Genomic DNA, 25,592 nt, shown 5'->3' with positions numbered 1-25,592 from the left:
GCCTTGGGACCCTCTGTCGGAATGGTGTATCAAGGTTCCGCCGTCGCCCGGGCGCCGCGCGTAAAGCGCCTGTTCAAGGGCATCCAGAACAAAGTCCGTGGTCATCGAACTGCTGACTCGCCAGCCCACGATACGGCGAGCAAACACATCGATCACGAAAGCCACATACAGCCAGCCCTGCCACGTCGAAACGTAGGTGAAATCAGATACCCAGAGCTGGTTCGGCCGTGCCGCCTTGAACTGGCGATTGACCCGATCCAGCGGGCGCGGGGCTATGGCATCAGGAACAGTCGTGCGAACACGCTTGCCTTGCATCACGCCGCGCAAACCCAGTTGCTTCATCAAACGTTCGACCGTGCAGCGCGCCACCGCGATACGCTCCCGGTTCATCTGCTTCCAGACTTTATCCGCGCCGTAGACCTGCATGTTGGCCTGCCACACACGCCTGATTTCCGGCCGCAGACGTTCATCGCGGATTGCGCGAACAGAGCGCCGCGATGGATCACGAAGCTGCGCGGCATGGCGTCGGTAACCCGACGGGGCAATCCGCAAGACCTTGCAGATCGGCTCGACCCCGAAGGTGTCGCGATGCTGATCGATGAAGGCCTTCAGGACTTGAAACGGCGGTCGAGCTCCGCCTGGGCGAAAAACGCGCTCGCGACCTTGAGAATCTCGTTGGCACGACGCAACTCCTTGACTTCGCGCTCCAAGGCCTTGAGGCGCTCGCGCTCGTCTGTGGTCACGCCATCGCGCTCACCGTGGAAGGGGCGCGCGCAAGTACCGCGAGAGCATGATCTTCAGTTCGCGCCGCAGTTCGTATCCGAACAGATCTTCCGTGTAGGTAATAGACCGGTGGATCAGCGCCTCGCCGGTCGATTCAAGCACGAACGCGGCCAAATGGATGTTGGGGCGCGCGACGGGCTCACCGCAAACGTTCAGTGCCTGCTCGAGCAGATCCGCGAATGCAAGGGACACGCGCTTCATGTGATGCAACCGGCTGACCCGTCCCATGTGTTCAAGTAACACGCGTTGCAGCGCGATGTTCTCTGCATACGCATCGGCCGTCGTGTCGACCCATGTGTCAACGACGGCGTCGATGCCTTGGCCCTCGACTGCCTGGAATGCCTTGCCGTACAGATTCATCAGGTGTTCGCAATGGCACTTGATCAGCTTTGCGATCAATGCATCCTTGCTGGTGAAATACTCATACAGCGAGCCGACGCTGACGCCGGCCGCATCGGCTATGCGCGTGGTGCTGGTCGCCTCGAACCCGTCTCGCGCGAACAGCGTCTTCGCCGCTTCGAGGATTGCGTCGACCGTCATCACGGAGCGACTCTGGCGCGGCCGGCGCCTGACCGCGATCTGTGAAGTCATGCGCGTGTTTTTGCCGAATGACACGACTTGCTCCTTTCAACAATCCTGACTTTTCCGCGATGCCGTCTGCGCTGCGTCCGGCATCCGGTCCCGGGCATCGATTTTAATCACGCCGGCCGCCGGTCGGCGACGATTGTGCAGCACGATATCCCGCGATATCCGAACAATTCCGAAACGCCGCCGGTAAACGAGCCGGAAGCCATGCCGGACAAGGCTCGCGGCGATTCCGGCGAATCCGAATGGCGTGGCGGCGGCCCGACTCATTATGATGTTCCGCAGGGATTTCCATATCAACGAGGGGACATGAGCGGAACCATGATGAAAGCGCCGCTGCGGGTCATCGACCTGTTGCGGCATGCGAACCGCAATCATCCGCGCACGGAAGTCGTCAGCCGTCGCGTCGAGGGCGATGTTCATCGCTATACGTATGCGGATGCGTATCGGCGCGTATGCCAGCTTGCGCGCGCGCTGGACCGGCTGGACATCGGCAGCGATGCCCGGGTCGGAACGCTCGCGTGGAACGGCTATCGGCATCTGGAGCTTTACTACGCGTGTGCCGGCCTCGGTGCGGTGTGCCATACGCTGAACCCGCGCCTGCTTCCCGAGCAGTTGGCCTGGATCGCCCGTCACGCGGCGGACGAGATCCTGTTTTTCGACGCGACGTTCGTGCCGCTGGTGTGCGAGCTGCGCCAGCAATTGCCGGGCGTCCGGCATTGGGTGCTGATGGGAAGCCGCGACAGCGATGCGGGTCGGGACGCGTCCGTGCAGATCGAAGGGTTGCTGTTCCACGAAGATCTGATCGCCGGCGAGCTGGCCGATGAACTCGACTGGCCGCTCATCGACGAAGACCAGATTTGCGGCCAGTGCTATACGTCGGGCACGACCGGTGACCCGAAAGGCGTGTGCTATTCGAATCGGTCGACCGTGTTGCATGCGTATGCGGCCGCGCTGCCCGATTCCTTCGGCCTGTCGGCACGAGACAGCGTGATGCCGGTCGTGCCGATGTTTCACGTCAATGCGTGGGGGCTGCCGTATGCGGCGCCCATGGTCGGCGCGAAGCTCGTGCTGCCGGGGCCCGCGCTCGACTCGAAGAGCCTGCACGCGCTCTGCGAGGCCGAGCGCGTGACGATCGCGGCCGGCGTGCCGACCATCTGGCTCGGCGTAATCGATCACCTGCGCGCCACCGGCCGTTCGTTCGCGTCGCTAGAGCGGATCGTGATCGGCGGCTCGGCTGCGAGCGACGCGACGATTCGCGAATTCGAGGACGTGCATCGCGTGCGCGTCGTCCACGCGTGGGGGATGACGGAGGTCAGCCCGATCGGCGCCGTCAACCAGTTCAAGCCCGTGCACGACGCGCTCGACGCGGATGCGCGGCGCCGCTTGCAGACGAAACAGGGACGTGAGCCGTTTGGTATCGAGATGCGCATCGAGACAGAGTCCGGCGCAGCGGCGTCGCGAGACGGCGCAACGCCGGGCCGGCTGCTGGTGAAAGGGCCCTGGGTGGTCGGAACCTATGCGGGCGGATCACCGGGCGAGCGTGCCGACGGCTGGTTCGATACCGGCGACGTGGCGACGATCGACGCAGAAGGCTACATGGCGATCGTTGACCGGACCAAGGACGTCATCAAATCGGGTGGCGAATGGATCAGCTCGATCGAGCTCGAGAATGCCGCGATGGGGCACCCCGCGATCCAGGAGGCCGCGGTGATCGGACGGCCGCATCCGAAATGGATCGAGCGCCCGCTGATGGTCTGCGTGCTGCGGCCCGGCCAACAGGTATCGGCGGCCGAATTGTCCGCGTGGCTCGGCGAACGCGTCGCGCGGTGGTGGTTGCCCGATGCGATCGAGTTCGTCGACGCATTGCCGCACGGCGCCACCGGCAAGCTGCTCAAGTCGCGCCTACGCGAGCAGTTTGCCCACATCCGTTTCGATCAGGTATCGATTTCCAGGGAGAATCATTGATGAGCTCGGTATTCAGAGCCAATTTGCTGAGCGGCCAGCATGCCGTCATCACGGGTGCCGGCAGCGGCATCAACAAGCGGATCGCCGAGCGCTTCGCGATGCAGGGCGCGCGCATCTCGATCATCGGCCGCAACGCGGAGAAATGCGCCGCGGCCGCCGCAGCGATCCGTGCGATGGGCGGCGATGCGGCCGGTTTCGCCGCCGACGTGCGTCATGCGGACGAACTCGGCCGCGCGTTCCAGGATGCGCATGCGCAGTTCGGGCCGATCGACATCTCCATTGCCGGCGCCGCCGGAAATTTCGTCGCCGAGGCTGCGGCGATGTCGAGCAACGGCTTTCGCACGGTGATCGACATCGACCTGATCGGCACGTTCAATACGTTTAGCGCGGCGCTGCCACTCCTGGCCCCCGAGCGCGCGAACCTGCTGGCCATTTCCGCGGTGCAGTCGGTCTTGCCGACGGCCGCGCAGGCGCATGTATGCGCCGCGAAGGCCGGGATCGACATGCTGGTGCGCACGCTGTCGATCGAATGGGCGGGCCGCGGCGTGCGCTGCAATGCGATCGCGCCGGGGCCGGTCGCCGATACCGAAGGCATGAAGCGTCTTGCGCCCGACGGCGAAGCGAGCTGGGCGCGCCTGCTCGACGGGATCCCGATGCGCCGCGCCGCGGAGCGCGACGAAATCGCGGATCTGGCGCTGTTCCTGTGCAGCGGCGCCGCGAGCTACATCAACGGCACGGTGATCGCGATCGACGGCGGGCAGTCGAACCTCGGATCGCTGCCGTTCGGCGACATGCTGGTCGATTCGCTGCAGGCCGCGTAGCGCGCGCTGCGCCGGACCACCGATAACCCATGAGGAGACAGAATGACAACGACCGAATCCACATTCCGGATCGATGCGGCCGGCGGGCATCACATCGAGGCATTCCGCTGGCAGGGCGCGCTGCCGGTGCGCGGCGTCGTGCAGATCGTGCACGGCATGGCGGAGCACTCGCGGCGCTATCGGCACGTCGCGCAGGCGCTGGTGAACGAAGGGTACGTGGTGTATGCAACCGAGCACCGCGGCCATGGCCAGGCGGCGCTGGACGACGGCACGCTCGGCGATTTCGGCCCGGGCGGATTCAACGCGCTCGTCGACGACATGGCGACCGTCAGCCGCCATCTGCGCGAGCGTCATCCGGGCGTGCCGCTCGTGATGCTCGCGCACAGCATGGGTTCGTTCGCCGCGCAGATCTACCTGCTCGATCACGGCGCACTGCTCGACGGGCTCGCCCTGTCGGGCACGAGTGCGCTCGAACTTCTCGACCCGCGGCGTTCCGGCTGGACGCTGGAAACCGCGAATGCGGCGATCGCGGCGCCCGACACTGTGGTCGACTGGCTGAGCCGCGAGCCTGCCGTGCCGGCCGCGTACCTCGCTGATCCGCTGTGCGGCTTCGCGCTGACGGAAGCGTCGCTGTTCTCGATTTTCGATCACGGGCTGCGCACGTCGGATCCCGCGCAGTTCGAGCGCTTACCGAAGCAGTTGCCGCTCTATCTTTTCACGGGCGACCAGGATTCGGTGAACGGCTATCTTGCGTGGTTCGATCCGCTCGTGGCGCGGCTGCGCCAGGTCGGCTTCCGCGATCTGTCCACGCACGTGTACGGCGGCGCGCGACACGAAGTGCTGAACGAAACGAACCGCGACGAGGTGATCGCGAACCTGATCGCGTGGGTCACGCGCGTGACGGGCTAGGGCGGGCCTCGTTCAGGGGCAGACAATGATCTGATGCCGCGTGAAGCGGCATCGAAGGAGGAAAGAAGTCGAAAAATAAATAAGGTATGCGAAATATAAAAACGAATTGATCGGTTAGGAGACAGGTTATGAAAAATCATGGCAGTCGGACCATCGCGCTTGCCATCGCGGCATCCGGCATGGTGGCTTCATCGGCATACGCGCAGAGCGCCGTCACGCTGTACGGCATACTGGACGCGGGGCTGCTCTATACGAGCCGCACCGCGGGCGGCGGCGCGCATCAGTTCTCGATGATCGACGGCGGCACGGCCGGGTCGCGATTCGGCATGCGGGGCACCGAGGATCTCGGCGGTGGCCTGAAGGCGATCTTCGCGCTCGAGAGCGGCATCAGCATGGCGAACGGCGGCATCGCGAATTCGAACGGCAATTTCTTTGGCCGCCAGGCCTGGGTCGGCCTGACGAGCGACCTCGGCACGGTGCAGGCCGGCGTGCAGTATTCGCCGTTCGTGCTGTCGCTGATCAACACCGACCCGCGCAACGTGTCGTATTTCGGCAGCGCTGCGGTCATCTACGTCGGCAACGTGCTCGATACGGGGTTGTTCAACCCGAACGCCATTTCCTATACGAGCCCGGTCATCGCCGGCCTGCAAGGCAGCGTGATGCTCGCGCTGGGCGGCGAGCCCGGCAATTTCCAGGCGGGGCGGCAATACAGCGCGCGACTGAAATACGAAATCGGCGGATTGACGGTCGATACGGCGCTCTACAGCGGCAACGCGGGCGGCACGGCGGCGTCGACACCCGTACCGACCACGGTCGCTTTCACGGGACGCACGATCGGGGCAGGCTACACATACGGCCGCTTGACCGCGAAAGCGTCGTTCGTGAACTACAAGCTGGCCGGCTCGTTCGACAACCGCGTATACGGCGGCGGCCTGAGCTTTGCCGTCACGCCGGCGCTGAACGTGGACGCCGGCGCGTGGTACACGAGCGACGGCAACGACACGGCCAACCATTCGATCCTGACCGGCGTCGGCGTCGAATACTTCTTGTCCAAGCGCACGACGCTGTACGGGCAATTCGCGTTCGTCAACAACCACGGAAAGATGAATACGGGGCTTTCCCTGAACGGTGCGCTCTACGCAAGCGAAGGCTCGACGAGCGGGGCCGTCGTCGGCATCCGCCACGCGTTCTGAAGGAGACGAACATGAATGTCGTGATGAGAAAACTCGCACTCTCGCTGGGTGGCATGTTGATCGGGTGCGCAGCGTTCAGCGCGCACGCTGCCGACATGCAATTGCTACCGGGCGATCTGCTGTCCCCGACGTCGACGCAGCAGACACCGCGCGACGCGTTCAAGAAGGCGCCGCCGTGGCGCATCGGCGTGTCGTTCGCCGGCGTCGGCAACAGCTGGATCGTGCAGATGATCCAGGAAATGCGCGACGAGGCGGCGCTGCACAAGGAGATCGGCCAGTTCATCTTCACCGAGGCCGACTGGAAGGCGGCGAAGCAGGTGTCGGACGTCGAGGATCTGCTGACGCGCAAGATCGACCTGCTGATCATCGGGCCGATTTCCGAAGCGATCGGTGCACCGTTGATCGCGGAGGCGGCGCAGCGCGGCATTCCGGTCGTGACGTTCGGCGCGTACGGCGGCAACACGAAGTCGACGGTGGAGATCATGGGCGGCGGACGGGTGTTCGGCCGCCAGGGCGCGGAATTCCTCTGTAACGAACTGCACGGCAACGGGAGGATCTGGGCGTTTCGCGGCGTGGCAGGCGTCGACGAGGAGCAGCTTCGCTACGACGGATTCCGCAAGACAGTCGATGGGTGCGGGCTGAAGATCACCAACGAGGTATTTGGCGACTGGAGCTACGTGAAAGGCAAGCAGCTCTGCGAGAACCTCGTGCTGTCGGGGCAGCCGGTGGACGGCATCTGGTTCTCCGGCGCCGAGATGACGCGCGCGTGCATCGACGTGTTCAAGGAAGCCGGCAAGCCGCTGGTGCCGATGACCGGCGAGGCGAACAACGGCTTTCTGCGCGTCTGGAAGCGCTCCGGCGTGAAGAGCGTCGCGCCGATCTTTACGCCGGGGCTCGGGGCGGCCACCGTGCGCGCGGCGGTCGCGCTGCTGCAGGGCCAGCCGCTGTACCGCGCGTATTTTTCCGCACCCGCGCCGATCACGAACGCGACGCTCGATCGCTATCTTCGTCCGGACCTGAACGACGGCTACTGGTTTCCGTCGACGCTGCCGGACGCCAGGCTGACCCAGTTGTTCCATCGTTGAGGCGCGCGATGACCATTCAACAGGGAACGACGCCGCGTCCGGCGCGCGTCGCGCTGACCGGCGTGTCGAAGGCATTCGGCCGCACGCATGCGCTGACGGACGTCACGCTCGCCGGCGAGCGCGGATCGATTCATGCGATCACGGGCGAGAACGGCGCGGGCAAATCGACGCTGATGAAGCTGCTGTCGGGCGTCCACCTGCCCGACACGGGCGAGATCCGTGTCGACGGCGAGCGCGTGAGGCTCGCGACGCCCGCGCAGGCAAGACGCGCGGGTGTATCCACGGTGTTTCAGGAGCTGGCGATCCTGCCGAACCTGACGGTGGCCGAGAATCTTTGCCTGGGGCGCGAGCCGCGGCGGTACGGCGCGCTCGACCGTCGCGCCATCGTGCGCAATGCCGTCGAGGTGCTCGAACGCGGCGGCGTCGCGCTCGAGCCGAAACGGCTCTGCGGCGATCTGACGATCGCGGAGCAGCAGATGCTGGAAATCGCGAAGGGGCTCGTCGACGACGCGGGCGTATTCATCTTCGACGAGCCGACTGCGCCGCTCAACCGCGCTGAGATCGACACACTCGAAGCGGTGCTCGTGCGGCTCAGGCACGAAGGCAAGCTGGTGTTCTACATCAGCCATCGGCTCGACGAGATCTTTCGCTTCTGCGACACCGTGTCGGTGCTGAAGGACGGCCGCCACGTCGCGACTCACGCCGCTGCCGACCTGTCGGAGCGGCGGCTGGTTCAGCTCATGGTCGGGCGCGAACTGACGGCGCTGTTTCCGCCGCGTCGGCGCGCCAGCTGCGCCGAGCCGGCGCTCGACGTCGCGTCGCTGTCGGTGCGCGCGGGCGGCCCCGACGTTTCGTTGTGGGTCGGCCGCGGCGAAATCGTCGGCATCGCGGGGCTCGAAGGGCATGGCCAGCGGGAGATCCTGCGGACGCTCGCCGGCATCGACGTACCAGCGAAGAGCGAGATCCGCATCGCGGATCGGCACGGCGCGATGGCGCGGCACGACCCCGCGCGCGGCGTGCAGGCGGCGGTGCGGCAAGGCATTGCGTTGATGCCGGAAGACCGCAAGTCGGAAGGGTTGTATCTCGGCCTCTCGGTACGCGACAACATCGCGCTCGGCTTCCTGCGCGGCCGGCCGCTCTGGCGGCGGGCGCACTGCGCGCCGTCGGTCGTCGCGGCATGGATCGACAGGATCCGGCTGCGCGGGCTGCCGGCCGACGCCGTGCAGTCGCTGTCGGGCGGAAACCAGCAGAAGGTGATGCTTGCGCGCTGGCTCGCGGCTGGCGTGAACGTGCTGCTCGTCGAGCAGCCGACGCGCGGCGTGGACGTCGGCGCGAAGGCCGAGATCTACGCGTTGCTGCGGCGATTCGCGGAAGAGGGCGGAGCCGTGCTCGCCGTGTCGGGAGACCTGCCGGAACTGATCGGTATGTGCGACCGCATTCTGGTGGTGCGCAACGGCGCGTTCGTCGCGGACGTGCGTGCCGCGGAGGCCACCGAGGAGCAGTTGCTCGCATTCGCGTTGACGGAGCCGGCGCCGGATCGCGGCAGTCGCGCATCCGTGAACGGGGAGGAGGCATGAAGGCCACTCGCACCGGGGTGACGCGTTACGCGGCAAGCCTGCCGCTATTGCTGTGCATCGCGCTGATGGTCGCGGTGCCGGATTTCCGCCAGATGCAGAACGTCGTCAACTTCAGCGGGCAGATCGCCGCGTTGCTGATGGTCTCGCTCGGGCAGATGTTCGTGACGCTCGCAGGCGGCATCGACCTGTCCGTCGGCTCCGTCGTGAGCCTCGCGAGCTGCATCGTCGCGATGCAGCCCGATCCCGCGTCGGGCGTGCTGCTCGCGCTGTTGGCGGGTGCGTCGGTCGGGTTGCTCAACGGGGTCGGCGTGGCGATCGGCAACGTTCACCCGTTCGTGACGACGCTCAGCACGGCCACGATTCTCCAGGGGGTGTGCTATCTGGTGCTGCCGGTTCCGGGCGGGCAGATTGCGCCCGCGCTCGGCTGGCTTGCGTCCGGCAACCTGTACGGCGTGCCGCTGTCGCTCGCGTGGTGCGCGGTGTCGATCGGTTTTGCGTGGCATGTCGTCGCGCGCTGCCGTCTCGGCCTGCATTTCCATGCGATCGGCGCCGGCGCGCACAGCGCGCACTTGAACGGCGTGCGCGTCAGGGCGACGACGATCGCGGCGCACGTGCTGTGCGGGCTGATGGCGGCCGCGGCAGGCATCTACCTGGCTGCGCGCGTGTCGGCGGGCGATCCGACGATCGGCGCGGAGTTCGCGCTCGAGTCGGTGGCGGCGGTCGCGCTCGGCGGCGTGCAACTGACGGGCGGCGTAGGCGGAGTCGCGGCCGTGCTGGTGGGCGTGGCGACGCTGGGCTTGCTGACCAATGGACTGAATCTGTTCGGCATCTCGCCGTTCCTGGCCAGCGTGGCGGTCGGGATGCTCCTGCTGCTGGCAGTCGGCGCGCAGCGCAGAAAAACCGTGGGGTTATGACATGAGATCGATGGTTTTGGCACGCTCGCCCGTGGTGGCGCCGTTTCAACGCAGCGTGCGCTGGTGCCTGGCATTACCGCCCGCGTATGCCGGCACCGCGTGTCTGGTCGGATGCGCGTATCTCGTGCGCCCGAACCTGCTTTCGCCGCTGCTGTTCCTGCTGATCTTGCGGCAGGCCGTCCCGCTCGGCATCGTCACGATCGGGCAGTCGTTGACGATGCGCTGCGGTTCGCTCGATCTGTCCGTGGGCGGCGTGATGGCGGCCGTATCGTGTTTGCTGACGAGCGGGATACTGACGATGCCGACGCCGCTCGCGTGTGTGCTGTGCGTGCTGTTCGGCGCGGCGGTCGGCGCGTTCAACGGCCTGTTGATCGCTTACCGGCGCGCTTCGGCTGTCATCGTCACGTTGTCGGTGTCGATGATTTTGTCGGGCATTGTCATCGCGATCAGCCAGTTCCGTGCATCGGGCGATGCGCCCGAGCTGTTGACCACGATCGGCGCGGCCCGGCCGGGCGGGGTGCCGGTCGCGCCGCTGGCGTGGCTCGCGATCCTCGTTGCGGTGGCGCTGTTCATGCGGCGGTCCGTATTCGGGCGGGTGGTGGATGCGGTGGGCTCCAGTCCGCGCGCGGCGGAGCTGTCGGGGCTGCCGCATCTGCGTGTGATTTTCATCGTGCATGTCGTGTCGGGCGTCATGTCGGCGTGCGGCGCGTTGCTGCTGCTGAGCTTCGTCGGCGTCGGCAGTGCGACGCTCGGCAAGGACCTTGCGCTCAATTCGCTCGCGGCTGCGGTGCTGGGTGGCGTGACCTTCGGCGACGGGCGCGGCGGGATGGCCGGGCCGGCGATCGCTGCGTTCATGGTCGTTTTCCTGTTCAATTTTCTGACGAGCTTCGGGCTCGGCGAAGCAGGACACCTGATGCTGCGGGGAGCGATCATCGGCTTCGCGGCGCTCGCGTATTCGTTACGTGGCGGAGGCGCGTGATGCGTACGACAGGAGAAAGCGAATGAGCGGGTACAAGGTACTGCCGCTGGTATCGGTCGCATTGACAATGGCTGCGGTCGTTTGCGCCGGGCTCGCGGATAACGGCGAATGGACGAGGACACTCGGTTGGCTAGTGACTGTGGGGCTGGGTGCAGTTCTGGGGCAATCTAGATTGCTACGCCGCCGGCGCTTGGAAAGTCGCACTCGCCAAGGAAATGCCGGTAGCCGGGCGACCGATTGAGATGAATCGCCTCATACGGAGGGTCATGCGCCGACACCAGCCGGTAGGTATCTTAGCATAGTCGATCAAGCGTTGCGGAGTTATGGAAAAGCTGCCCGTTTTAAAACCTGTTGAATATAATGTCGCTTATTTATTATGATTTACGACGTTTTTCGAGGCAATTGATAGGAAAATCTTTATCGGTCAATTGGTGAACATTCTGTATAGTGTATGGCAGACGATCATTGCCGCCAAGATACTTAGTTAGCCTGATTTAATTGTCAGATGTATAAAGAATTATCCGGCAAGAGGTGCCACATGTTCATCAGCAAAAAAGCATTGATTCTAGTATTCACGAGTGTCGTGACCGTTGCGCTGACTCAAGCGCGTCTGCTCAAGCCCAAGGCATTGTCGGGTCGGCGCTCGGTGGAGCTGCCAATATAACTGGTGCGGCACTGGGAGGAGCAGCCAATGTCACCGGTGCCGCGCTTGGCGGTGTGGCAAACATTACATATTGACAGTACGAGTGTGCGATTGAGGGCAGCTCGATGCGGTGCATTTTAAATCTTGGGTTCGTCGGCGATTTTCTTCGGTCGCATTGGGTTTTTATTTATTCATTGAAGCCGCATCGGCAGAGCCAAAATGCGGCTTGTCGCTCCGGGAGCGCCTCGATGCTGGCACATATATAGCGTGCCAAAGCCGTAGCGCGCCTTGTTGACGCAGGTGGGTTGCTATCGAATACACCTGACGCAAGCGGAAGGCGGTAGCAATGAGGCCAGATCCCTCTGGCAACAGTTGCGGCTTGTCGCTGTGACGGGCGGTGGTAGACGCTGCTGCTGCGGGGATCCGTGCCGATCTTGGTAACGTCGATGACGTTACTGCTGGGCATCGTGTCGCTCGTACAGGCGATGGGCGTGGGAAAGGAAAGGTGGCGGTTGATCGGCGCGGGGGGTGCCCCGATGTTGTTCGTCAAGCGTTAGAGGCTGACTTGGGTTGGTAAATGGTTCCGTCGCGCAGCATTGGGAACAGGACGTCGCAGCGTCGCCGTGCCAGCGCGATGAGTGCTTGGTTGTGGCGCTTGCCTTGCTGGATCTTGCGGGACTAATAGGCCCGTGAGACTGGGTCTCGTAAGGCCGCGAAGGCGGATAGGAACAAGGCGCGCTTGAGTACCTTGTTGCCGCGTCTGGACGGATGCTCACCGCGGATGGATGAGGTCTGGCCGGGATTCGTAAAAAATCCGCCACATCTCGATCTAAGCAGCTGATCTAAATAAAAAAAGTCGATGGTCGGATCGAGCGGTGGACCGGGGCGTTGAAGATCCAGCAGATAGTCCACGAGCCGGTTAATGCGCCCCCGCCCGTACGGGGTGTGCTCAAGATTCGGATTTTTCGCACGCCAAGCGATGTCGCTTGCCGGCCGATACTGTTGAAAAACTCTTCTATCGCGGGCTCCGCCTGGTTTTCAGGGGTCCTCTTACCCGTAACCGATGCTCATGAGTGGCGTATAGGTCGATCTGAACGGTCGATTTTTAGCTAAGCGGTCCCATCACGGCGAGAAGCGAGTTTTTCAACAGAATCGGCCACGAAGCAGTCAGTCCAAGGAGCGTTCGGCAAAATTCCGGATGTCCAAGCCCCAATACCGAGCGGCCGCTCGGACCTATGTCGAAGTGCCGACTTCGTGGCTTCTGCGCCAGCGCGCATAGGACGCCATCATCCGGCAGCACCGTGCGGCATCATTTCTATTCGCGTGGCAAAGCTACCGATCGGCGATGGCAGGTGCGAACAAATGTCCGGGCTGAATGCTCCGGCCGCCGGACAGCGAAATTAATGTGGCTCAATTTCATGAGCCAAATAGATTGTGCTGGATCTGCCCCAGGTGTTCTGTCAGAACCTTGGCAGCCGCCTCTGCGTCACGGTCTCGTAACGCCTCAACAATCGCGCGATGCTGAGCCTGATACTCTTCGCGACGACCTGGTGTCAACGAGAGGCGCTTGAGCCGCCCCCATTCGCCTTGCTCGCGGACACGATTCATCAGCTCAAGAATCTGCATGAAGAATGAGTTGTGCGTCGCAATACTGAACGCACGGTGCAGTTCGCCGTCCCAGTGTTCGAACTCTTCGACCGTTTCCGCCGCCTCCGAGCGCTCAATGCACTCCGCCATCTTCGCAAAGTCTGCGCTGGTGGCATTCCGCGCGATCAATTTCGGCATCAAGGGCTCGATAAGCAGACGAGCCTCCATGAGTTCAGCTGGGCTGGTTTGATGCACCGAGACGCCTTGTTCATCAGCTTGCGCTTGCGTCCGGACCGATTTTGGAAGTGCAAGGGCGGCTCCTGCCTTGACGTAGGTTCCGCTACCCACGGACTGAGTGATCAGCCCGCGATCCTTTAGATCTTGAAGGACGCGCCTCACTGCACCGCGGGAGGCGCCGAATTGCTCACTGAGGTGCCGCTCTGCGGGCAATTTCATGCCATCGCCCATACGACCGGTCGCAATCTCCTCGACCAGGTAAGCAGCTAATGCCCTTGCACCCGCTGCTCGTACAGAGCTGGTTGCTTCTACCTCGCTCATTACCTTCCTCCGGGATTTCGTGGTTGCCATTCTAGCTCATGTAGTACCAATTGGACAGGAGTTTGGTTTACCCGTACTTGCGTTCGGTCCACTTTGGTTCTACAGTGTGAGCACTTTCAACCAATTGGACTCGCGAACAGGAGTGATCTCATGAAGCTGGCTAACCTTAATGTGGCGGGAAAGAAGACAATTTCGATTGTGGATATCGTTCATTCTCGATTCTGGCCGGTCCAATCGTTGGTCCCCCAATTTGACGGCGATATGGTCCAATTGGTCCAACAATTTGAAGAAGTCAAACCGCATCTGAAGCCAACGGGGAACGGTTTGTCGCTCGCGGAGGCCACCATCTTGGCCCCGATCGATCAGCCGCGTCGCAACATCTTCTGTGTCGGCAAGAACTATCACGAGCATGCGGCCGAGTTCCAGAACTCGGGATTCGACAGCAGCGCAAAGAACGGCGAGCACGCGCCGGAGGCGCCGGTCATTTTCACCAAGCCGGCGTCGACGGTGATCGGGCCGTCGGCAAAGATCCCACGACATGTCGGCGTGACCGCTCAGCTCGACTACGAGGCCGAGCTGGGTGTCGTGATCGGCAAGGGCGGCCGGGGTATCAAGAAGGCGGACGCAATGAATTACGTCTTCGGCTACACCGTGATCAACGACTTCACCGCTCGGGATCTTCAGAAGCTTCACCGCCAGTGGTTCCTCGGAAAGTCGCTCGACGGCTTCTGTCCGATGGGGCCGTTCGTGATCACGTCGGACGAAGTCAACGGCCAGAACATCGACATCAAGTGTTGGGTGAACGGCGAATTGCGTCAGAACTCCAACACGTCCAAGCTGATCTTTGATATCCCGACGCTGATCGAAACCCTGTCGGCCGGCATCGAACTTCAGCCGGGTGATGTGATTGCGACCGGTACCCCGGCCGGCGTCGGTATCGGCTTCAATCCACCCAAATTCCTGCAGAAGGGTGATGTGATCCGAATCGAGATCCAGAACGTCGGTGTACTCGAGAATGAGGTGGGCGAATGACGACGACCCTCATCAGAGATATTGCCGTCGAGATAACCGGGGAAGGTCAGCCCGTCGTGTGCATCCACGGACTCGGTGGCTCCTCGAACAACTGGACCCCGGTTCTGGAAGCCTTTGGGGGCATGCGTGTCGTCCGACTCGACTTGCCCGGTAGCGCGCGTTCAGCGCTAGCCAACGAGCCGTTGTCCATCGAACTGTACGTGTCCCGGGTGGCCGATGTGCTGAGCGAACTCGGTATCGAGCAGGCCCACATCGTTGCACACTCGATGGGTACCATCGTGGCTCAGCATCTCGCAGTCCAACATCCTCATCTCGTCCGCAGCCTCGCGCTCTTTGGGCCGTTGCTGGCGCCACCAGACCAAGGCCGGCCCGCGATACGGGCGCGCGCAGCGCTGTGCCGCGATCGAGGCATTGCCGGCCTCCAAGAGATCGCGGATGCGATCGTCAAAGGCGCTACCAGCGTCGAGACCAAGTCCGTGCGGCCGGTGACGGTCGCGCTTGTTCGCGAAAGCGTCATGCGTCAGTCCCCGGAGGGGTATGCACAAAGTTGCTTGGCCCTGTCCGAAGCGAGCGAGGCAGCAATTGATCAAATCTCGGTCCCGACGCTGCTCGTGACGGGGGACGAAGATGCGGTTGGTCAGCCCGCGCTGGTCAAAAATATGAGCGAGCGAATTGACGGGAGTACGTTGACGGTTCTTCGCGGCTGCGGCCATTGGACCACGTTCGAGAAGCCCGCCGAGTGCATCGCCGAACTCAAGGCGTTCTACGACAACGACAAGTAATTCGCTGAGGCTTTGGAGGAGACATGAGCAAGATCGTATTTACGAACGTCAACATTTTCGACGGGAGCGGAGCAGATCCCTATAAAGGCGAAGTCCTCATCGAAAATGATCGAATCAAGTCTGTGTCGAAAGGCGGCGACGTCATGCGCCCCGCAGACGCGCAGATCGTCGATGGTCGAGGCAAGTTCGTCATGCCCGGCATGACGGAAGCACACACCCACTTCTCGTGGAACGACCAGCCGACGCTTGCGGCTATCCAGTTCATGCCGCCGGAGGAGCATATTCTCTGGTGTGTACGGGTCGCAAAGCGCTATCTGGACATGGGCTTTACGTCGGCGCTCGGAGCCGCGGCGGCCAAGCCGCGCCTCGACGTCGTGTTGCGCAACGCTATCAACGCGGGCGAATTTCCCGGCCCGCGTTATCTCGCGGGCAGTCAGGAAATCACGACGTTGGGCGGCTTGGGCGACAACACGCTTCCGCACCTCCCGTATCGTGAGCTCAACTTCGGGGAGGTTGTCAGCGGTCCGGAAGAGGTCCGCCGCGCGACTCGCATGTTTGTGAAGTACGGCGTTGATCACCTGAAAATCAACCTTTCCGGCGAGTATATCGCCGGCATTCCGGCCGAAGCATCGCCGTTCTCGGAAGAAGAAATCGCGATGTTGAGCGCCGAAGCGAAACGTGCCGGCAAACGTGTAGCAGCCCATGCCCGTTCGAGCGAGTCAGTGAAGCAGTGTGTCCGACACGGCTTTGAACTGGTCTTTCACGCAAGCTTCGCGGACGAGGAAGCCCTGGACATGCTGGAAGCGAACAAGGACAGGCATATCGTCGCCCCGGGGATCGGCTGGCTCGTAAGTACGCTTTACCACGCGGAGCAGTGGGGTATCACCGAAGCGATCGCAACGAAGATGGGCTATGCACGTGAACTGGAGATAGCTTCCGAGACGCTCACCAAAATGCACAAGCGTGGAATTCGCATCGCGCCGGGAGGCGATTACGGGTTCGCGTGGATGCCGCATGGCACCAACTCCCGCGACCTCGAACATTTCGTCAAGTACATCGGCATGACGCCGAAAGAGGCCTTGCTAGCCGCGACCCGCCTGGGAAGCGACGTCATGATGCACTCCGAAATCGGGCAAATCCGCGACGGATACGTGGCCGACATCGTGTTCGTCGACGGAAATCCACTGGACGATCTGAAGGTTCTGCAAGATCCGGCCAAGATCGTCGCGGTGCTGCAAGCAGGCGAGTTTCGTAAGGGCGGGTCCGGGCTTCAGCATCAGCTCGAGCAACTGTAATCAAGACTGGAAGCACGATGCAGCACGAGCGCGTCAGGCACGCTCGTGCTCGCGCACGGTTCTCAGAAGCTGACTAATCAAGCGGCGGAATCCCGCATGTAGGTAAGGCAAAGATCTCACCGTGGGACGTGATACAGCGCGGCGCGTTTAATACATTAGTTATACTAATAAATTAAGGAGACGATATGGACAAGAATTTTGGATCATGGATGAGGGTGCTCATCACGATGCTGGTTGGCTTCCTCAGTACGTCCGCGATGGCCCAGAATTTCGCCGTCAACAACTTCAACTTCCTGTACACGAATCGTTCTAGCCCGGATCCTATCTATGGCTATGGAACAGGCAACGGGAACCTGCAGACGTATCAATTTGAACACTTCAGCGGCAATCAGTTTGGCGATATCTATTTCGACGCCGAGCTTTACCATGGCAACAACGTTGGCGCTCCGTTCAGTAACGCGAACTTCCAGAACCTTCTGGTGTTTAACCCGCGACTTAGCTTCGGAAAAACGCTCGGGAAAGACTTGTCCGTCGGTCCGATTTCCGACGTATCGCTCATCGCCCGATGGGAGCGGGGAAGCTATCCCGATACGGACCATTTCGAGTCTCAGAACTACGGCTTGTCGCTCAATTTCAAGGTCCCGGGTTTCGCATGGTTCGAGTCAGGTATGCTTTACCGAAACACGAACTTCGATAAGCATACGTGGCTGTGGCGATCGGTGCTGCTCTCGAACCCTATCGAAGTAGGTGGTCAGAAATTCCACTTCAACCTTCTGTCGCTCATCAATGGTTCTAACCATAACGGGACCGAGGTATTCGAGCGAGCGGAGCTTCTGTGGGAGATCTTCGGCAAGCCGCAGTACCAACTCGGTGCTCGCTTCGAGTTCATGCATTACAACAACAATCCCGTCGGCGGTGGGACCTACAACAAGTACATGCCGGAAATAATGTTTAAGTATACGCTTTGATTTAACTAGTTGACCGGCGAACATGCCGGCCGATGAGGTGATCAACGCTATTCCACCGAGGTGGGTCGAATTCTGGCTTTCACAGTTGGTCCACCCTATCAATGACGCTGTACACGTACTCGGCATCCAATATCATTCCACCCCATGTCCATGACGAGGCGTTGAATTTCCAGCGCGAATGTCGGCTACGCATTTTGGAACGGTATTTAGAGCGTCGTCAAATTGATTGTCTCCTTCGGGGCACTCAGAGTCATTTGAGACATCCGCGCTGGACGCTTGGCGTACGAAAAAAAATCCGGGTCCTGAGGGCACCCCAAGACGCACGCGCGAGATTGAAAATCCGACGAGCATCAAGATGTATCGCTATCGCTAACCTTTATTATCGATAGGGTCACATTTTTAGATGAAACTGCCATTTCGCAAAACGCGTCACACCTGAGCGGCACGCCGTTGTCATCCCACCGCCTATAATTTTTGGATGCCGAATAATCTGTCACCACCATCGTTTCCCGAAGCCGCGTCCCTGTCCGCAGTGCGTGCGTGGTATGCGGGCGTTGGCTCGCGTGAGGCGATTGAGCGTTATTGTCCGCACGCGCTTGGAGGGGGTCAGTCGGCGCGCGGTGTGATCGGCCGGATGCGCCGGCAGATCGCCGATTTCGCCCTCAGCCGTCATCGCGCCGATTTGGCCCGGCCGTTCCTGTGTGCGGCCGGCGAACGGAGCCGTCACCGCAAGGCGGCGATCCAGGCGCTGGACACACTGCCGTCGCTGCCGGTCCCGCACCCGCAGGTGAGCGATCCAGTCGATGCCTGGCTGTCGCCTCGTGTTGTCGCAGTGCTGCACCGGCACGGCATCCGGACGCTGGCCGATCTGACCGTGCGCATTCCCCGTCGCCGGCGGTGGTGGCTTGTGATTCCCGGACTCGGTGAACGAAGCGCGCGCTGGATCGAAGGCTTCTTTGCCGCTCATCCGGCGCTCACTGAGCGGGCTCGCGCACTGGTCGCGGTGGCGACGCCAGAACCCGTGGTGCCGTGGGAACGCATCCACGTACCTCATGAAGTCGATGGGTCGCGCGGCACTTTCCGCGCGCCGAAGCGAATGTGCGCGCTCGAGGCCGATAATGACTATCAGGCGATCAACGCGTGGCTCGAACGATACGAAGCTGCTGAAACACGACGCGCCTATCGCCGGGAAGCCGAACGCCTGATGCTCTGGGCTATCGTCGAGCGCGGCAAGGCGTTGTCCTCACTCACGAGCGAGGATGCGACCGCCTATCGCGCCTTCCTACGCCATCCAACGCCGCGTGCCCGCTGGGTCGCGCCGGCGCGGCCGCGACCTTCGCCCGAGTGGCGTCCGTTCACGGGCGCGCTGTCGCCGGATTCGATCGCCTACACCCTGTCGGTGCTCAGTGCGATGTTCCGCTGGCTGATCGAGCAGCGCTACGTACTGGCGAATTCGTTCGCGGGTCTCAGGGTGCGCGGGGCGCAGCGCAACGGGGAACTCGACATCTCGAGGGCCTTTACGGCCGGCGAGTGGGAACTGGTCCGAACCATCGCCGACGGGCTCGAACGGTCGCACGGCTGGACGGTACCGGCCGCACAGCGTCTGCGCTTCGTGCTCGACTTTGGTTACGCGACCGGCCTGCGCGCGAGCGAGCTGGTCGGCGTCACGCTCGGCGGCATCGAAACCGGCGCGCGCGGCGAGCGTTGGCTGCATCTCACCGGCAAGGGCGCGAAGGCCGGCAAGGTGGTGTTGCCGCCGCTGGCAACGCACGCGCTGGACCAATATCTCGTTCAGCGTGGACTACCGGTAACCTCAGCCCGCTGGCAGCCGGACACGCCGCTGCTCGGCCATCTCGATGCGCCCGGCGGCATCACCACGCCGCGCCTAAGGGAGGTGCTGCGCCGGTTCTTCCATGCCGCCGCCGACGCCATCGAGGCGGACCACCCGGCGCTCGCCGGCAAGCTGCGGCGCGCGACCCCGCACTGGATGCGCCATACGCACGCGACACACGCACTTGCCAACGGCGCGACGCTTACCACCGTGCGCGATAACCTGCGTCACGCGTCAATCACGACCACCTCGATCTACCTGGACGACGACGAAGTCCAGCGGACCCGGCAGATCGAGCGGATTTTTGCGCGACGGCCGCCGGCATGAGCACCGTCCACGAGACCATCTATCCGGTGCTGCCTGCCGAGCCGGGCGCGGCGGAGCTGAAAGCTGCGTTCACGCCGAGCACCGCGGAAATCCGATTCGTACGCCGGCAATCCCGTCAAGAAGCGACCGCCGTCTTGATCATGGTGCAACTGAAGTTGCTGCAGCGTCTCGGGTACTTTCCAATGCTCGCGGATGTGCAGTCCGTCATTATCGATCACATCCGGATCGCGATGCGGGTCCGCACCTTGTCCCGGGCAACGATTGCGCGGTACGACGTGTCCGGCAGCCGCATCCGTCACCAGAAACTGCTGCGCGTCTGGCTCGACATCCGAGCGTTTGATGCGGGTGAGACGGCGTGGCTGACTGAACTCGCGTCAGCGGAGGCCCGGACAAAGATCGAACTGCCCGACATCATCGATGTGCTGATCGAGGACCTGGTCCGCCGCCGGTACGAGCTGCCGCCGCTGGCGACGCTGCAGCGCATCGCCACGCAGGCGCGCAACGATCTGAACGCGGCGATCTATGAAGCCATCACCGGCGCACTCGATGCAACCCTCATCGAACGGATCGAGGCGCTGCTCGTCGTCAAGGCCGGCAAGTCTGGTTGGGACGATCTGAAACAGGAGCCGAAGCGACCCGCCGCGCGGGCGATCGCCAGCTTCCTCAAACATATCAACGGGATCAGGAAACTGGCGGAAGGCTTGCCGGCGCCGCCCGCGATCGTCTCTGTCAGCAAGCGGGCCCAACTGGTCACCGAAGCGCGGGCGCTCGACGTCGCGGAACTGCGTTCGCTCAAGGCCGCGAAGCGTCATGCGCTCGCAGTGCTGTTCATCCAGGCGCAGTTGCAGAAGGCGCTCGATGACGTCGCCGAGATCTTCATCAAGGTGGTGCGCAAGCTCGAGTCCTACGCCAAGGTCCGGCTGCAGAAATACCAGCTTGAACACGCCGATGTGCTGGAGGGGCTGGTCGGGCAGTTCCGGGATGTCCTGCAGATTCTCCAGGACGAGGGCGTATCGGAGCGCAACCGGTTGCCGAAAATCCGCGAGGCGCTCGGCGACCCGGCCGAAGCGCTCGCGCAATGCAACGAGCACATCGCTTATGCCGGGCAGTTCGATCTGCCGTTCATGCTCGTGCCGTACCGCACCCAGCGCTCGCTGCTGTTCCAGTGCCTGGACGTGCTGCCGCTGCAATCGAGCTCGCAGGACCGCGCGGTGCTGGTCGCGCTCGCGTGGCTGCAAGGTTTCCGCAACGCGCACCGCGAATACCTGCTGCTGACCGACAACGACCTCGCGAACCTGCCGCTGGACTGGTTGCCGGAGAAGTGGGAGCGCGCGGTGTTCCCGCACAGACGGGACAGCCGGATGCTGCACCGCCGGTTCTTCGAGCTGGGTGTCTTCAGCCAGATCATGCGGGAACTCCATTCCGGCGACCTCTATGTGGAGGGCAGTGACCGCTTCGACGATTATCGGGTGCATCAGGTCACCGACGAGGAATTTCGGCGTGAACTGCCGCGCTACTGCGAGATCGTGGGCTTGCCCGCGGACGGCAAGAGCGTAGCGAAGGATCTGCGAGACAGGCTGAACGCGGCGCTCGACGAGGCCGATGCGAACTTCCCCGCAAACGACAGCATCGAGTTCGTCAATGAGGAACTCGTCATTCACAAGCCGGGCAAGGAGCCCGAACCGCCGAACCGGTCGCTGATCGATCAGGCCATCACGGCGTCGATGCCGCAGGTCAGCATCCTGGATCTCCTCACCGAAACCGAGCAGTGGTTCGACCTGCATAAACTGTTCGGCCCGCTGTCCGGGTTCGACGCGAAGGTCGACGATCCGCGCAAGCGTTTCATCACGACGCTGTTCTGCTACGGCTGCAACCTCGGTCCCAGTCAAACCGCACGCTCGGTGAAGGGACTCAGCCGCAAGCAGGTCGCCTGGCTGAATCTGAAGCACGTCACCGAGGAGCGGCTCGACAAGGCGATCGTGAAGGTGATCAACGCGTACAACCAGTTCGCGTTGCCGAAATACTGGGGCAGCGGCAAGCGCGCGTCGGCGGACGGCACCAAGTGGAGCCTGTACGAGCAGAACCTGCTGTCCGAATACCACGTTCGTTATGGCGGATACGGCGGGATCGGCTACTACCACGTGTCCGACATGTACATCGCGCTGTTCAGCCACTTCATCCCGTGCGGCGTTCATGAAGCCGTCTACATCCTCGACGGCCTGATCCAGAACGGTGCAGACATCAAGCCGGATACGATCCACGGCGATACGCAGGCGCAGAGCGGTCCCGTGTTCGGCCTGTCTTACGTGACGGGCATCAACCTGATGCCGCGCATGCGCAACATCAAGGATCTGGTCTTGTACAAGGCCGACCGGCGTCGCAAGTACGCGCACATCGACAGCCTGTGCCGCCGGGCGATTGACTGGGATCTGATCGAGCGGCACTATCCCGACATGATGCGCGTCGCGGTGTCGATCAAGGCGGGCAAGATGACGCCGTCGACGATCCTGCGCCGGCTAGGCTCGGAAAGCACGAAGAACAAGCTCTATTTCGCGTTCCGGGAGCTGGGGCGCGTGATCCGTACGCTGTTCTTGCTGAAGTATCTGAATGACCCCGACCTGCGTCGTACGATTCACGCGGCCACCAACAAGAGCGAGCAGTTCAACGATTTCGCGCAGTGGCTGATGTTCGGCGGCGAAGGCATTATCGCGGAAAACGTCCGGCACGAGCAGCGCAAGGTCATCAAGTACAACCACCTCGTCGCGAACATGGTGATCCTGTACAACGTGCAGTGGATGTCGCGCAAACTGAAAGAGCTGCAGCAGAAGGGGCATCCGGTCGACGCCGAGGTGCTCAAAGTGCTGTCACCGTATCGGCGGGAACATATCAATCGACTTGGGGACTATCTGCTGGATCTGCAACGCCCCGTTCCACCACTCGATCCGAGCATCGATTTCGCTTTCAAATCAGCAGCTTAATTCGAGATGTGGCGGATTATTTGCTTTTCCCGGCCAACCCTCACATCCTGCTTGTTAGCGAACTGGACGGACAGATTATCGGTCGACCGTGGCTGTCTGTGGCTCTCGACGTTGCTACGAGATGTGTGCTTGGCTTTTATGTCGCAATGGAGAGGCCGGGGGCTGCGACGGTAAGCTTGCTCCTCTCGCGCGTAGTTCTGCGGAAAGAGCCGTGGCTCGAAAGACTAGGCGTTGAGGCTGACTGGCCGATGCGCGGTATCCCTCGAACGCTGCATCTTGATAACGCGGCCGAATTCAAAAGCCGTGCCCTTCGCAGTGGATGCCGCGAGTACGGCATTGAACTGATGTACCGACCGGTGGGCAAGCCGCACTTTGGTGGCCACATCGAGCGGCTGAACAGGACCTTGATGGAGCGCGTGCGTGGCCTCCCTGGTTCGACTGGATCGTCAGTCAAAGGGCGCAAGGCGCGCCAGGCCGAAAAGACAGCTTCACTTACGTTGAAGCAGTTCGAGCAGTGGCTGGCTGTCGAGATCGGCAGGCGTTATCACTGCAGCCCCCACCGCGGTTTGTTGGGACTTCAGCCCGCGCAAAAGTGGCAGGAAACATGGCGAGCAGCGGATTCACGATGCTTGCCAACTCAACCGGATGCCGAACTGAAGTTTCTGATCCGGTTCCTGCCAGTCGCATCCCGGACCATTCAACGGGACGGCCTCAAGCTCTTCCTGATCCGCTATTGGCATCCCTTGTTCGCGGCATGGCGGGAAACACGCCGGTCCGTGACGATCCGCTATCACCCAGAAGATCTCTCGCGCATCTTCGTAAGCGCTGGCAGAGGCAGTTTCGTTGAAGTGCGATACGCGGACTTGCGTCGGCCTCCCATCTCGCTATTCGAACAGCGGGCAGCTTTGCGAGCTATCCGGGCTAGGGGACAACGGGCAGTATCGGAGAGGGAGATATTCGAGACTGTTGAGCAGCAGCGACAACTGGTCGTCACTTCCCAGCGGGCTACTCGAGCGCGGCGCCGCATGGCACGTCAAGCTGGCGGTTTGGTTCCGAAGAGCAGCATCGAAGATCTTTCACTCACTGAACAGCGGCAGGTCGAGCAGGTGAACTACGACGCACCAGTTACCGCGTATGACGTTGAACAGTGGTAGGGGGGGCCAGCATGAAGCAAGATGATTTCGCGCATCTGCTACCCGCAGCAAGAGATCAGGTCCTACTCGGAAAAGAGGATCGCATAAAGAGTCTGCTACGTGACCGGTGGATCGACTATCCCCGAGCGACTGAAGCCTTGCAGCTACTGCAGCGGCTCTATGACACGCCGAGACGAGAGCGCATGCCGTGTCTTCTGCTGCACGGCGACTCGAACATCGGGAAAACCAAGATAACGGCCAAGTTCAGGCGAGCGCACCCCAGTGAGTTCGACGAGAGAACCGGGGTAGAGCGGTGTCCGGTCGTGAGCGTACAGATGCCTCCCACCCCCGATCAGCACCGCTTTTACGCCGCCTTGCTCTTTGAGCTCGGTGCGCCACATAATCCCGCCGCGGGGCTTGCCACACTCGAGCGGCTTGCGCGCGACATCTTGCGGCGGATGTCGCCGCAGATGCTAATCGTAGACGAGGTTCATCACCTGCTCGCCGGAACGTACCGTGAGCAACGCGCCTCTTTGAACCTTCTAAAATACTTGGCCAACGACCTGCAGATTAGCAGGGTCCTTGTCGGTACGCGCGATGCCGTTCTAGGGCTGCAGACCGATTCACAGATGATCAGCCGCTACAGACCATTCGAGATCCCAAGGTGGAGGGAAAGTGAAAGTCTTCGCAGGCTCATGGCTGCGTTCGAGAAAGTCTTGCCGCTACGAAAACCATCGAATCTGTCGCGACGTGAGATTGTCCAGCTCGTTCTCGAGATAAGCGGAGGGCTGACTGGCGCCATATCTACGATCCTCAACGAAGCAGCAGAGTTGGCGATCAGGAACGATGACGAGTGCATCGATATCGCTCACCTTGAACGAGTTGCCCGCGCGCATGTCTGACACCCACAGGCCGTGGCCTATCGCACCTCGCCCCTTCCTGGAAGAGGCGTTTGGTAGCTGGTTGGGTCGAATCGCGGCGCGGTATCAGACGAGCGTAGACTTGATCTGGGAATCGGGCACCGGCGTAGCGATGCCTAGCCTGACCAAGGCCGGCTGGATCCTCTTTCCCCCAGTTCCATCCCCAACCTTGAGCCGTCTATCTCGCGTAGCGCGGCTCAACGACGGCATTCTGAGCATGATCCAGACGCCGCATGAGTGGGTCTTCGACCAGAAGTACTTGGTGTATTGCTTCAGATGTCTTGTTCTGAACGACGCCGATGTCACTGCATCACGGTGGAAGAGGGAGTGGCTCGATCCGTCAGCCGACTACTGCCGGGTGCACCACAGCCTGCTCGACACTGTTCCGCAATCGATTTTTGCCAGAGCTCCGAATTTCGACGCCGCGCTGCGGGCGATATCACGTTATCGATGCCCACCGCTTAGGCTGAGCAAAACACTAAGCTAGCAGTATTAGTGAACATTGCTAGCACTCCTTTGGGCACGGCTAGCATTGATTGTGAACTCCTACAGCATTCGCCGCGTTGCCGGCCGGCACGGTGCAGACGTTATTGAAGCCGGAGAACAAGGCCGTGCTCGTCAAGGTGTTGACGTATCACGTTGTATCCGGACGACTCACGGCATTCGACCTTGCCAGGGCGGTCGAGCAAGGCGGCGGCAAGGCAACGCTGAAGACGGTCGAAGG

General features: G+C 62.1%; 19 protein-coding genes, 3 pseudogenes and 1 other annotated feature. Of the genes and pseudogenes, 18 read left to right on the top strand and 4 right to left on the bottom strand.

Annotation, left to right across the window (positions count from 1 at the left end):
- Positions 1–3: 3 nt before the first annotated feature.
- Both AC0KUR_RS35745 and AC0KUR_RS35740 read right to left on the bottom strand, forming a co-directional pair.
- A pseudogene (locus AC0KUR_RS35745) lies at positions 4–758 on the bottom strand (IS3 family transposase); the annotation flags it as partial.
- Positions 538–654, bottom strand: a sequence feature (AL1L pseudoknot). (Overlaps the previous pseudogene by 117 nt.)
- Positions 754–1,323 carry a TetR/AcrR family transcriptional regulator gene (locus tag AC0KUR_RS35740; protein WP_244111500.1) on the bottom strand — a complete coding sequence of 190 codons (570 nt, stop codon included), beginning with the start codon at positions 1,321–1,323 and terminating at the stop codon, positions 754–756. The gene AC0KUR_RS35740 and the pseudogene AC0KUR_RS35745, both read right to left, overlap by 5 nt.
- 354 nt (positions 1,324–1,677) lie before the next feature.
- Here AC0KUR_RS35740 and AC0KUR_RS35735 point away from each other — a divergent pair, with 354 nt between their 5' ends.
- From AC0KUR_RS35735 to AC0KUR_RS35700, 8 genes are all read left to right on the top strand, one after another.
- Positions 1,678–3,336, top strand: a complete 1,659-nt coding sequence (locus AC0KUR_RS35735; RefSeq protein WP_473377234.1) for a long-chain-fatty-acid--CoA ligase — start codon at positions 1,678–1,680, stop codon at positions 3,334–3,336.
- Positions 3,336–4,157, top strand: a complete 822-nt coding sequence (locus tag AC0KUR_RS35730) for an SDR family oxidoreductase (protein ID WP_473377224.1) — start codon at positions 3,336–3,338, stop codon at positions 4,155–4,157. The genes AC0KUR_RS35735 and AC0KUR_RS35730 overlap by 1 nt, the downstream gene beginning before the upstream one ends.
- Positions 4,158–4,199: 42 nt before the next feature.
- Positions 4,200–5,066 (top strand): alpha/beta fold hydrolase, encoded by an 867-nt coding sequence (locus tag AC0KUR_RS35725; protein WP_473377223.1) that lies wholly within the window; start codon positions 4,200–4,202, stop codon positions 5,064–5,066.
- A 128-nt stretch (positions 5,067–5,194) separates the two neighbouring features.
- On the top strand, positions 5,195–6,259 hold the full coding sequence (locus AC0KUR_RS35720) for a porin (RefSeq protein ID WP_235349218.1): 1,065 nt from the start codon (positions 5,195–5,197) through the stop codon (positions 6,257–6,259).
- Between the two features lie 95 nt (positions 6,260–6,354).
- Positions 6,355–7,344, top strand: coding sequence for a substrate-binding domain-containing protein (locus AC0KUR_RS35715; protein ID WP_051983598.1), 990 nt, complete (start codon positions 6,355–6,357; stop codon positions 7,342–7,344).
- Positions 7,345–7,352: 8 nt separating this feature from the next.
- The gene (locus AC0KUR_RS35710; RefSeq protein WP_473377222.1) at positions 7,353–8,921 is read left to right on the top strand and encodes a sugar ABC transporter ATP-binding protein; all 1,569 of its coding nucleotides are present in this window, start codon (positions 7,353–7,355) and stop codon (positions 8,919–8,921) included.
- The gene (locus AC0KUR_RS35705; RefSeq protein ID WP_473377221.1) at positions 8,918–9,835 is read left to right on the top strand and encodes an ABC transporter permease; all 918 of its coding nucleotides are present in this window, start codon (positions 8,918–8,920) and stop codon (positions 9,833–9,835) included. Before AC0KUR_RS35710 ends, AC0KUR_RS35705 begins: the two co-directional genes overlap by 4 nt.
- Before the next feature lie 10 nt (positions 9,836–9,845).
- Positions 9,846–10,814, top strand: coding sequence for an ABC transporter permease (locus AC0KUR_RS35700; RefSeq protein WP_473377220.1), 969 nt, complete (start codon positions 9,846–9,848; stop codon positions 10,812–10,814).
- Positions 10,815–12,003: 1,189 nt separating this feature from the next.
- Here AC0KUR_RS35700 and AC0KUR_RS35695 read toward each other — a convergent pair.
- Both AC0KUR_RS35695 and AC0KUR_RS35690 read right to left on the bottom strand, forming a co-directional pair.
- A pseudogene (locus AC0KUR_RS35695) lies at positions 12,004–12,246 on the bottom strand (IS110 family transposase); the annotation flags it as partial.
- 627 nt (positions 12,247–12,873) lie between these two features.
- Positions 12,874–13,632, bottom strand: coding sequence for a FadR/GntR family transcriptional regulator (locus AC0KUR_RS35690; RefSeq protein ID WP_011545442.1), 759 nt, complete (start codon positions 13,630–13,632; stop codon positions 12,874–12,876).
- A gap of 120 nt (positions 13,633–13,752) precedes the next feature.
- Here AC0KUR_RS35690 and AC0KUR_RS35685 point away from each other — a divergent pair, with 120 nt between their 5' ends.
- The 10 genes and pseudogenes from AC0KUR_RS35685 to AC0KUR_RS35640 all read left to right on the top strand — a co-directional run.
- Positions 13,753–14,634: a fumarylacetoacetate hydrolase family protein gene (locus AC0KUR_RS35685; RefSeq protein ID WP_011545441.1), complete on the top strand. Its 882-nt coding sequence runs from the start codon at positions 13,753–13,755 to the stop codon at positions 14,632–14,634.
- The gene (locus tag AC0KUR_RS35680; protein ID WP_011545440.1) at positions 14,631–15,416 is read left to right on the top strand and encodes an alpha/beta fold hydrolase; all 786 of its coding nucleotides are present in this window, start codon (positions 14,631–14,633) and stop codon (positions 15,414–15,416) included. Before AC0KUR_RS35685 ends, AC0KUR_RS35680 begins: the two co-directional genes overlap by 4 nt.
- 23 nt (positions 15,417–15,439) lie before the next feature.
- Complete coding sequence (locus AC0KUR_RS35675; RefSeq protein ID WP_011695028.1) at positions 15,440–16,711, top strand: metal-dependent hydrolase family protein; 1,272 nt, start codon at positions 15,440–15,442, stop codon at positions 16,709–16,711.
- 185 nt (positions 16,712–16,896) lie between these two features.
- A complete protein-coding gene (locus AC0KUR_RS35670; RefSeq protein WP_011545438.1) occupies positions 16,897–17,679 on the top strand; it encodes a hypothetical protein in 783 nt (260 codons plus the stop codon).
- Between the two features lie 478 nt (positions 17,680–18,157).
- Positions 18,158–19,837 carry a phage integrase family protein gene (locus tag AC0KUR_RS35665; protein ID WP_473377219.1) on the top strand — a complete coding sequence of 560 codons (1,680 nt, stop codon included), beginning with the start codon at positions 18,158–18,160 and terminating at the stop codon, positions 19,835–19,837.
- Positions 19,834–22,815, top strand: a complete 2,982-nt coding sequence (locus AC0KUR_RS35660) for a Tn3 family transposase (RefSeq protein WP_473377218.1) — start codon at positions 19,834–19,836, stop codon at positions 22,813–22,815. The genes AC0KUR_RS35665 and AC0KUR_RS35660 overlap by 4 nt, the downstream gene beginning before the upstream one ends.
- Before the next feature lie 248 nt (positions 22,816–23,063).
- A complete protein-coding gene (locus tag AC0KUR_RS35655; protein WP_373452962.1) occupies positions 23,064–23,969 on the top strand; it encodes a Mu transposase C-terminal domain-containing protein in 906 nt (301 codons plus the stop codon).
- 11 nt (positions 23,970–23,980) lie between these two features.
- Positions 23,981–24,850: a TniB family NTP-binding protein gene (locus tag AC0KUR_RS35650; RefSeq protein WP_473377217.1), complete on the top strand. Its 870-nt coding sequence runs from the start codon at positions 23,981–23,983 to the stop codon at positions 24,848–24,850.
- The gene (locus tag AC0KUR_RS35645; protein WP_473377216.1) at positions 24,843–25,355 is read left to right on the top strand and encodes a TniQ family protein; all 513 of its coding nucleotides are present in this window, start codon (positions 24,843–24,845) and stop codon (positions 25,353–25,355) included. The genes AC0KUR_RS35650 and AC0KUR_RS35645 overlap by 8 nt, the downstream gene beginning before the upstream one ends.
- Before the next feature lie 55 nt (positions 25,356–25,410).
- Positions 25,411–25,592, top strand: a pseudogene (locus tag AC0KUR_RS35640) (fasciclin domain-containing protein); the annotation flags it as partial.

Source organism: Burkholderia sp. YHN3-13 (assembly GCF_055810675.1).
Note: the sequence above shows the minus strand (reverse complement) of the source record. Positions and strands in the feature narration are given on the sequence as shown.